This is a genomic window from Ruminococcus bicirculans (ex Wegman et al. 2014), assembly GCF_000723465.1.
Lineage (GTDB): Bacteria > Bacillota > Clostridia > Oscillospirales > Ruminococcaceae > Hominimerdicola > Hominimerdicola aceti.
Genome location: NZ_HF545617.1, coordinates 718,520 through 727,623, shown reverse-complemented (window position 1 = coordinate 727,623; position 9,104 = coordinate 718,520). Strand labels below are relative to the sequence as shown.

Below are 9,104 nucleotides of genomic sequence, written 5' to 3'. Positions count from 1 at the left end.
TGCTGTTATTTTTCTTATTATGTTGATAACGGATCAGTCCTTTCCGGTTTTTGTATTTGTGTACTTATACGATTTCATTTATATTATTATACATCATTAATTATTACAATCTGTAATAATTAAGTTTCTATTTTGTAAACCTTTATGATAGTATTATACATTTTTGCTTATTATTAGTATGTTAATCTCCTATTTTAATGCAGTTACTGGTGCTTTCTTGCATTATCATGAACGGTATATCATTCTTTATTAATATTATATAAACATAATTTATGACAATCTTACAAATATAAGAAATACATCATCTTATGGTTTGGTCGATTTAATCAAGCGAATTCTATAAATTGGTATTAGTCTTTTGCGTCACTTGCGAAAACGTTTGCTACTATAAAATTACAGCATTCTCAAAGATTGAGAACGATGTGTGAAAACTAAAATTATTTTGCGTAAATTAATTGTGAAAAGTGACAAAAAAGCCGTTCACAATCAGTGAAAAAGTTCTGAAAATTAATTTTTTATAAATAAAATATTGCGAATACCATTGACAAACATAGTATACTGTAGTATAATTTCATTAGAAAATACAGAAAACGTTTAAGTTCAGTTACGAGGTATATATTTATAGTGGGTATAATGGAGGTCACGCTGATGAAAAGCATTAATTTTATGGGCGACAATGGTTTCAAAAAAGCACTTGAGAGCGTTGGTGTAACTGCAAGCAGCAGTATCAGCAGCGAGAAGATCTCGGGCTGTTTTAAATATGTTACGGCTGACGATATGTGTATTATCACTGGATACTGCGGTGACAGCCATATCGAAGTGCTGGAGCTTCCTTTTGAGCTTCGTGGCAAAAAGGTCATAGCTGTTGCAGGCGGTGCTTTCGCACATCTTTACGACCTTAAATGTGCTGTTATCTCAAAGGACGTTGTTATCATCGGAAGAAAGGCATTTTACAAATGCTGTTCACTGGTGAATGTGACTATCCCTGAGAGCGTAAGGTTTATTGGTGAGATGGCATTCTGCGGTTGTGAATCTCTGAGATTTGCGACTATACCTTATGGTGTGGAAAGGATACTGCCATTCACATTCTACAATTGCGACAGTTTGGAGAGAGCTGACCTGCCTGAGAGCGTAAGAGAGATCGGTGAGTCTGCATTCGGTTTCTGCTCTTCAATGAAAGAAATTTGTCTTAATGAAAATATAGTTTCCATAGGAAACGGAGCTTTCCAGAACTGCATTTCTCTGAGAGAGCTTGAGATACCGACAGCTATGATCGAGATCGCAGAGAATGCTTTCACATTCTGCTCAGGTCTGGAAGCGGTCTCTATACCATTTGGAATCGAGGCTGTTGGCGACTACGCATTCTTCGGCTGCTCTGCTCTGAAAAAGGTTGAGTTCGCAGGATCTGTAAGAAAGATAGGCGAGTGTGCATTTGCACTTTGTGAGAAGCTCGAGAGCGTTTATCTTCCTGATTCCGTTAGCAGAATAGGCAAGAGAGCGTTTGCTCAGAATACTGTAGTTAAGACGGTGAGGATATCAGGCAAGATCGCCTATGTTGGAAGCGAGGCTTTCCGTGGCTGTAAGGCTTTGAGAGAAGTTGTTATCCCATCATCTGTAAAGAAGCTTGGCGCAAAGGCTTTCGTGGATTGCTCTGAGTTAAGAAGCGTTGTTATTCAGCATGGTGCCGATGGCATTGCGGAGGACGCTTTTGAGAGAGGTGCAGCCTTGATCACTGCTGACGCTGTTCCTGCACTTGATGACGAAACATTCAGGATAGCCGAGGCTGTTTACAACAAAAATTTCGCTTTATAAAATATATAACCTCTGGATCTGGACGGCAACTTTTAAGTTGCCGTCCTTTTTCTGTCTATTTGCAGGTGGGATATATTTCAAGTCGGTAGGATATAGGTCATTGTCGTAGGTACATAAAAAACGAGCGACCAAAGGTCGCCCTACGATATGTAAACAAAAAAAAATACGCTCTGCATAATGCAGAACGTATTCAGTGGGGTGGGTAGTGAGATTCGAACTCACGGTCTTCAGTGCCACAAACTGACGCGTTAGGCCAGCTACGCTATACCCACCATACATATTAGAAGAAAATACTCGCAGCAGATTTTCATCTGGAACGAGTTTAATGGTACGCCATACTGGATTCGAACCAGTGACCTACCGCTTAGAAGGCGGTTGCTCTATCCAACTGAGCTAATGACGCATACTGTACTCATTGATATCTCAAACTCGGATAAAAGTTTAAGATATATTGGAGCGGGTGATGGGAGTCGAACCCACATGACCAGCTTGGAAGGCTGGAGTTCTACCACTGAACTACACCCGCATACTGCCTGACCAGGCGTTTTTGGTGGTCTTTCAAGCTTACCGCTCAATCAACGATATTTATTATACCACTACAAGAGCCTTTTGTCAAGCACTTTTTTATATTTTTTTCATCTAAACTCAACTTTGTGCAATTTTACTTATTTGTTCTTCTTATGTTGTTTCATTTTATTCACTATAACATCTTTGAACAAAAAGCCAACGATACCTGCTACTAGAGCTACTCCAAGCACCACAAGTACAACTGTGAAGTTGCCGCTTTTTACATTGCTCCCCAAAATCGTGGAGAGCATTATTGCTGGAAGTCTGCATGGCATGACATAATAGAAAAAATCCTTCTTGCTTATGGGAGTCAGGGGGACGATATATGAGATAACGTCCTTGGGTATTCCCGGTATGAGATAGAGGATTATAAGGATAACGGTTATCTTTTTCTCATTTTGCAGGAATTTGAATTTTTTTAGCTGTTTCTCGTCAACAAAGGCTTCCACTATCGGTCTGCCAAATTTTTTCACAAGCACGAATATTGCCATTGTGCCAAGGAGCGTACCTAAGAATGATAGCAAACCGCCCCAGAACCAGCCGAACAGCACTCCACCCACCACTTGTATAGGCGGTATGACCGCTATGACCACTTGAAGAGCTTGTATGAAAGTAAAGATAAGCACTCCCACAATGCCACTGTAGTTATCAAGCTTACGCTCCAAGGCTGCAATGCCTGCCTTGCTGTGAAGCGCTTTTATAAGAGGTATACACGCCACTGCAGCCATTGCTATGACCGCTATTATTGCAACAAGGCTTATTATCTGTATTTTTTTCTTGTGCCTTGCAGTTTGTATTTTCGCCTCGTTTAATATTTCTTTCTCTTGTTCTTCGTTCATAAAAACGTCACCGTCATTTTCTTCTGAGTATTTTTTTCCTAAACCAATTTATGTACATATCTGTCAGCTGTGTGAGGGCATAGTCATAAATAAAGAAAAACAGGTTTGCCGCCAGCCACAATACCAAGACGGCGTATTTTCCGAACATCTCCATGCCCTCGAGCATATCCACCGAAGTAAAGATATACTGAAAAGCCAAAAAGAATATGACTATCGCCACATTGAACACTGCAAGCTTTATTGCCCACACCAACAGACGGTTTTTCTTTTGGTCGAGATAATATTTAAGTATTGGATAATACCCCATGAACAATGTGAAAAGCAGGGTCGCTTCGTAATTTGGGGTCACGAAAATGCTCAGCAGGCTCACTGCGCAATAGGTGGCTATCGCCCAGTTTTTATCCACCTCCACTATCATCACAACCATCATGAAGCCTGCGAAGGTAGGGATAGTATAATCGAGCATGGGCAAAAAGCTGCTTGAAAACATCAAAAGCAGGCAGACAGCAGAGCATATGCCGCCAAGTGCCACACGGAAGGCTATTTTATTTCTCATGGGTCTTTAGCAACACGGTATAAGGTCGCCGCCCATCATTTCACAGCAGCAGTCTGCACAGCAAAGGGAGGAACAGCAGTCAGGGCCGCTCATGCCGCCTGCTTGGTAACCCTGAGTCGGGTTGCCGCTCATATAGCCGCTTCGCTGTCTGTTCATCTGGGCTAACACGCTTTGATACTCCATGTTATTTGGGTCGAGCTGGACGGCTCTTGTGAAGTTGTTATAAGCCTCATTGAGCCAGCCTCTGCGGTGACATATAGTGCCTTTGAGGAAATACCACTCGGCATTTCTTTCCGAGGAGGACACGTTATCAAGTATCTGATCTGCCTGTGTGTAGCTTCCGCTTTGGATAAGGCTTCTGATATAGCCTGAGTCAAAGCCCTGTGAAGAGGCATAGCCGTCATAGCCGCTTTCTGCGGACTGGTATCCACCCCCACGTCTTGAAGTCATGATCTGGTCATAGGCGGCGTTTATCTCGGACATTTTCTCCTCAGCTACGTCAGCCAGGGGGTTATCCTGATACTGGTCGGGGTGATATTTTTTCACAAGCTCTTTATAAGCTGATTTTATTTCAGCGTCTGAAGCTGTTGGGGATACACCTAAAATTTTGTAAGGGTCTTTGGAGATCATTGATCGTTATTTCCTTTCCTGTTATTGCGGAATTTTCCGCTTCTTATTTGAGTATAGACATTTTTAAGTCCAAGATACACGATATTATCAAGTATATCACGATATCGCTCAAGATTGAGCTTCACATAGATATCTGCCATTTCGCCCAGGGTGAAATTTATGCTGTCATCACAAAAGGCGTGAACTTTTTTGAGATAGTCCGCATTTATGCCCTCGGTGGGTGGAAATTTTGCAAGGAGCGGATTGTAGCTTTCACTCTCGTGGTCGTCGGGCAGGTCGTCAAGAGCGTCGCAGATATAGATAAATCTGCCGAGGAGGTAGCCGAATCGTTCAAGGAGCGGTCGGCGTTCGTCACGCTTGCTTGTAAGTCCGCCTGCGACGGCTTGCATCATAAGTGCGGTAGGCTCGCAGGCAAGGTCTATGCCTGCTGTTTTTTCACGTTCTATTTTATTTTGCAATTCCATTGCGTTTTCAACGGCAGGGGCAAGATCCGGATAAAGGCGAGCCGCTTTCTTATATGGCTTTTTGAAAAAAGGCAGCAGTACAAATGCGGCAAGCTTGCCTTTTAGCCCTTTATCGGCTATATCGTCACGGAGCTTATGATATGTGAGTATCACAGCGGCTGAGGACGTATATTTAAGATTGCAGGTACACTTTGCGCACATGGTCTTTTTAAGAGGGTGTGCGATACAGCGTTGCTTTTCTGCGTCAAGCTTCACTCCCCTCACAGAGAGATCCATAAGGGAGAGAAAGGCGAAATCGTAGCTAAGGGTAAAGCGTGTCACAAAGCCATAACGCCTGCCCATATCCTTACAGAGTCCGCAGTAGACAGCTTTATAGATATCATATTCAAACATTCGCATATAGGGTTTGAAAGGGCGGACATATCCGAACATAGGCACTCCTTAGATTTTCGTTACTATACATTATAAAACACGATTGTGTATATCCCGTGAAATATATAACATTATACAACAATTTTAAGATAAAAGTCAATAATTTTTATGATAAAATAAGGGTGGCAGAGTACAAAAGGGCGACCTTGGGTCGCCCTTACAATTTTATAATGTTACATTGTAAAACGTAAATCAATTAATTTGTGCGGTAACAAGACGGGCGAACGCTGTTCGCCCCTACGTCACGTCACAGCAAACTGTGAGTTATAGAGATCGGCATAGAAGCCGTTCTTTGCCATAAGCTCATCATGACTTCCCTGCTCTACTATGTGTCCCGAATCCATTACTATGATCGTATCTGCGTTCTTGATAGTAGAAAGTCTATGGGCGATTATAAAGCTCGTTCTGCCCTGCATCATTTTCTCAAAGGCACGCTGTACCAATATCTCCGTACGGGTATCTATAGACGATGTAGCTTCGTCCAGAATGAGCATTGGCGGCAGCGAGAGCATTACTCGTGCGATACAGAGAAGCTGTTTCTGTCCTGCGGAGATAGTGCTGTAGCTGTCTGAAATAACGGTATCATAGCCCTTTGGCAGACGCTTTATAAAGCCGTGACAATGGGCTGACTTGGCGGCGGCTATCATTTCTTCCTCGGAGGCGTCAGGCTTGCCGTAGCAGAGGTTCTCTCTTATGGTGCCTGTTTTCAGCCACGTTTCCTGCAAGACCATGCCGTACATACTTCTCATGGAGTCACGGGTACAATCCTTTATAGGCTCGCCGCTTATGCGTATCTCGCCGCTGTCGGTATCATAGAACCTCATAAGGAGGTTTATCATGGTGGTCTTGCCGCAGCCTGTTGGTCCTACGATAGCTGTACGCTGACCGCTCTTTACATGGAGGTTAAAATTCTCGATAAGCTTCACATCAGGCACATAGCTAAATGACACGTTGTCAACGTCTAATGTGCCGTCAACGGAGGTAAGGACAGTAGCGTTAGAGCTGTCAGGTATCTCCTCTGTTTCGTCTATGACCTCAAAGACACGCTTTGCAGAAGCGAATGCACTTTGAAGCTCGGTGATAACGCCTGATATTTCATTGAAAGGCTTTGTATACTGATTTGCATAGGTGAGGAAACAGCTAAGGTTACCAACTGTGAAGCCCACGCCTTTTATTACAGAGAGTGCGCCCACGATACCGACAGCCATGTAGACGAGGTTGTTTACAAATCGTGTGCATGGGTTGGTGAGTGAGGAAAAGAATGTGGCGTTAAGTCCAACTTTCTGGAGTTTCAGGTTCACTTCTTCAAACTGCTCCTCAGCTTCTTCCTGATAGCCGAATGCTGTTACTACCTTCTGATTGCCTGTCATTTCCTCAACAAGGCTGGTCATGTCGCCTCTTGCAACTGATTGCTGGTGGAAAAGCTTGAATGTGTTCTTGGCGATAAATCTTGCGACAAATAGAGAAAGCGGAGTTAGGATAACCACGATAAGGGTTATTTTCACGTTTATGGAGAGCATGAAACCAAGTGTACCAAAAATTGTACATACGCCTGTAAAGAGCTGTGAAAAGCCCATGAGAAGTCCGTCTGACACCTGCTCCAAATCGGAGATTATACGGCTGATTATATCACCGTGAGGGTGGGAGTCGATATAAGAAAGGGGTAGCTTTTGGAGCTTAGCGAAAGCATCGTTTCGGATATCTCTTACCACGCAATAGGTTATCTTATTTGTACAAAGTGACATGAGCCACTGGGCAATGCCTGTTACGGTGACTGTTACGCTAAGCTTGATGATGATATTGATAATTCCGTCAAAATCTACAAGTCCCTTGGCTATGATAAGGTCAACAGCGTTGCCGACGAGGATAGGAGCATAAAGGGTGGTGGCAACGGTTATGACCGCAAAGACCATGGACAGTATGAACAGCCACATATGCGGTTTTGCATATCTGAGAAGCGGTCTGAGAGCGGAGGTATCAAGCTTGTTTTTTGTGCTTTGCTTAGCCATTTGCCTGTGCCTCCTTTTCTGAAAGCTGTGAAAGGCAAATTTCTTTATATACCTCGCAGCCGTTATAAAGCTCTGAATGAGTGCCGATACCTGCTATTTTGCCATCGTCAAGAACGATTATCTTATCGGCACTTTTTATAGATGAGATCCTCTGTGAAACTATGAAAACGGTCATGCCGCTTGTTTTTTTGTGGATAGCTTTTCTTAGTCTTGCATCTGTGGCAAGGTCAAGGGCGGAGGCTGAGTCATCGAGAATGAGTATCTCAGGATCACCGACCAATGCTCTTGCAATGGTAAGTCTTTGACGCTGACCGCCTGAGAGGTTTTTGCCCTCCTGCAAGATCATTTCGTCAAGCTTATCAGGCTTTTTCTCTACAAAGTCTTTTGCCTGAGCAATGTCAAGAGCGTTCCAGATATCCTCGTCCGTGGCGTTTTTATCACGCCACTGCATATTGTGTCTTATAGTACCCTTAAAGAGGACAGCTTTCTGAGGAACAATGCCTATCATACCTCTGAGCTGTGAGAATGGGTACTCTTTTACGTCAACGCCGTCAACGAGGACTTCGCCCTGACGGACGTCATAAAATCTTGGTATAAGGTTGATAAGAGAGGTCTTACCTGAGCCTGTACCACCGATTATACCGATAGTTTCGCCTTTCATTGCTTTAAAGCTGATATCTGAAAGGGAGTCAGCCTCGGCTGATGCGTACGAGAAGAAACAGTTCCTAAACTCTACGCATGGGGCATTACCGTCTGTTGTGACGGATTTATTATCCTTATCGGATACACTTGGCTCCACAGCGAAAACGTCATTAATTCTGATAGCGGACGCCTGCATTTTGGTGATATTTGTAACGAGTATCGCCATAGCAAGGAGTGCTAATAGTATCTGGTTCATATAGTTTACAAGGGCTATCACTTCACCCTGTGAGATAGAGCCTGAATAAACTGTTTTGCCGCCGAACCAAATGATAGCGATGATAGCGAAGTTTACGATAACATATGTGGCAGGGTTCATAAGGGCGGAAATTCTTCCTGCGATAATCTGCTGACGTCTAAGTTCTTCGGTATTATCGGCGAACTCTTTTTCCTCGTCTTTCTGACGTGAAAAGGCTCTGATAACTCTTGCGCCTGTGAGAGTTTCGCTTGTCATAAGGTTAGTTTTATCCAGCTTTTTCTGGATATTCTTATACTGCGGGATAGTGATGTGCATTATAAGATAGATGACATAGGCAAGGCAAGGTGCGATTATCAGGAAGATAAGAGTAAGCTTTACTGATATGGAAAACGCCATTATGATAGAACCAAGCACTATAAAAGGCGAACGAAGAAACAGACGAAGGAGGATATTCACGCCCTGCTGAGCGGTATTGATATCCGCTGTCATTCTTGTGACGAGGGTATGGCTTCCAACGCTGTCTATTTCCGCATAGGACAGTGAATTGATATGCTTGAAAAGGTCACGTCGGAGGGCTGTTCCAAAGCCCAATGACGCTTTTGCGGCGAAATACTGAGCAGTCAGCGCACAAGCCAGACCACAGAAGGCGAGGAGAACAAGCACGCCACCCATTTTATAGATGTAGGGCTTATCTTGATTTTTTATACCCACGTCAATGATATTAGCCATAACGAGTGGCACTGCAAGCTCGAAGCAGGCTTCGATAAGCTTAAACAGCGGACCGATTATGCTTTCTTTTTTATAGTTTTTCAGATACCTAAAAAGCTTCAGCATTTTTCTATCTCCCAACTAAATAAAATCATATAAATTTTATTATATCATATGTTTTTGTACATT

General features: G+C 43.2%; 7 protein-coding genes and 3 tRNA genes. 1 reads left to right on the top strand and 9 read right to left on the bottom strand.

The genetic code is table 11. The features are described 5' to 3' along the window. The first annotated feature begins 648 nt into the window (after positions 1-648). Positions 649-1,812, top strand: a complete 1,164-nt coding sequence (locus RBI_RS13815) for a leucine-rich repeat domain-containing protein (protein ID WP_041337641.1) — start codon at positions 649-651, stop codon at positions 1,810-1,812. A 194-nt stretch (positions 1,813-2,006) separates the two neighbouring features. Here the strand turns inward: RBI_RS13815 and RBI_RS13810 are convergent. The 9 genes from RBI_RS13810 to RBI_RS13770 all read right to left on the bottom strand — a co-directional run bounded on the left by RBI_RS13810 (position 2,007) and on the right by RBI_RS13770 (position 9,041). Continuing rightward, a tRNA-His gene (locus RBI_RS13810) sits at positions 2,007-2,084 on the bottom strand. Between the two features lie 54 nt (positions 2,085-2,138). After that, positions 2,139-2,215, bottom strand: a tRNA-Arg gene (locus RBI_RS13805). 49 nt (positions 2,216-2,264) lie between these two features. Continuing rightward, a tRNA-Gly gene (locus tag RBI_RS13800) sits at positions 2,265-2,338 on the bottom strand. 139 nt (positions 2,339-2,477) lie between these two features. Then, complete coding sequence (locus RBI_RS13795; protein WP_051706997.1) at positions 2,478-3,218, bottom strand: TVP38/TMEM64 family protein; 741 nt, start codon at positions 3,216-3,218, stop codon at positions 2,478-2,480. A gap of 13 nt (positions 3,219-3,231) precedes the next feature. Beyond that, entirely contained in the window at positions 3,232-3,774 is a 543-nt protein-coding gene (locus tag RBI_RS13790; RefSeq protein WP_041337639.1) for a hypothetical protein, read from the bottom strand. A gap of 6 nt (positions 3,775-3,780) precedes the next feature. Continuing rightward, positions 3,781-4,404 (bottom strand): J domain-containing protein, encoded by a 624-nt coding sequence (locus RBI_RS13785; RefSeq protein ID WP_022287430.1) that lies wholly within the window; start codon positions 4,402-4,404, stop codon positions 3,781-3,783. Beyond that, entirely contained in the window at positions 4,401-5,300 is a 900-nt protein-coding gene (locus tag RBI_RS13780; protein ID WP_041337637.1) for a DUF5685 family protein, read from the bottom strand. The genes RBI_RS13785 and RBI_RS13780 overlap by 4 nt, the downstream gene beginning before the upstream one ends. A gap of 242 nt (positions 5,301-5,542) precedes the next feature. Next, positions 5,543-7,309, bottom strand: a complete 1,767-nt coding sequence (locus tag RBI_RS13775) for an ABC transporter ATP-binding protein (protein WP_041337635.1) — start codon at positions 7,307-7,309, stop codon at positions 5,543-5,545. Next, positions 7,302-9,041, bottom strand: a complete 1,740-nt coding sequence (locus RBI_RS13770; protein ID WP_041337633.1) for an ABC transporter ATP-binding protein — start codon at positions 9,039-9,041, stop codon at positions 7,302-7,304. Before RBI_RS13770 ends, RBI_RS13775 begins: the two co-directional genes overlap by 8 nt. Positions 9,042-9,104 lie beyond the last annotated feature (63 nt).

Bases quoted from the DNA above. Each gene is read 5' to 3' on its own strand.
- RBI_RS13815 (WP_041337641.1), top strand. From the start codon at position 649: ATGAAAAGCATTAATTTTATGGGCGACAATGGTTTCAAAAAAGCACTT.
- RBI_RS13795 (WP_051706997.1), bottom strand. From the start codon at position 3,218: ATGAACGAAGAACAAGAGAAAGAAATATTAAACGAGGCGAAAATACAA.
- RBI_RS13790 (WP_041337639.1), bottom strand. From the start codon at position 3,774: ATGAGAAATAAAATAGCCTTCCGTGTGGCACTTGGCGGCATATGCTCT.
- RBI_RS13785 (WP_022287430.1), bottom strand. From the start codon at position 4,404: ATGATCTCCAAAGACCCTTACAAAATTTTAGGTGTATCCCCAACAGCT.
- RBI_RS13780 (WP_041337637.1), bottom strand. From the start codon at position 5,300: ATGTTCGGATATGTCCGCCCTTTCAAACCCTATATGCGAATGTTTGAA.
- RBI_RS13775 (WP_041337635.1), bottom strand. From the start codon at position 7,309: ATGGCTAAGCAAAGCACAAAAAACAAGCTTGATACCTCCGCTCTCAGA.
- RBI_RS13770 (WP_041337633.1), bottom strand. From the start codon at position 9,041: ATGCTGAAGCTTTTTAGGTATCTGAAAAACTATAAAAAAGAAAGCATA.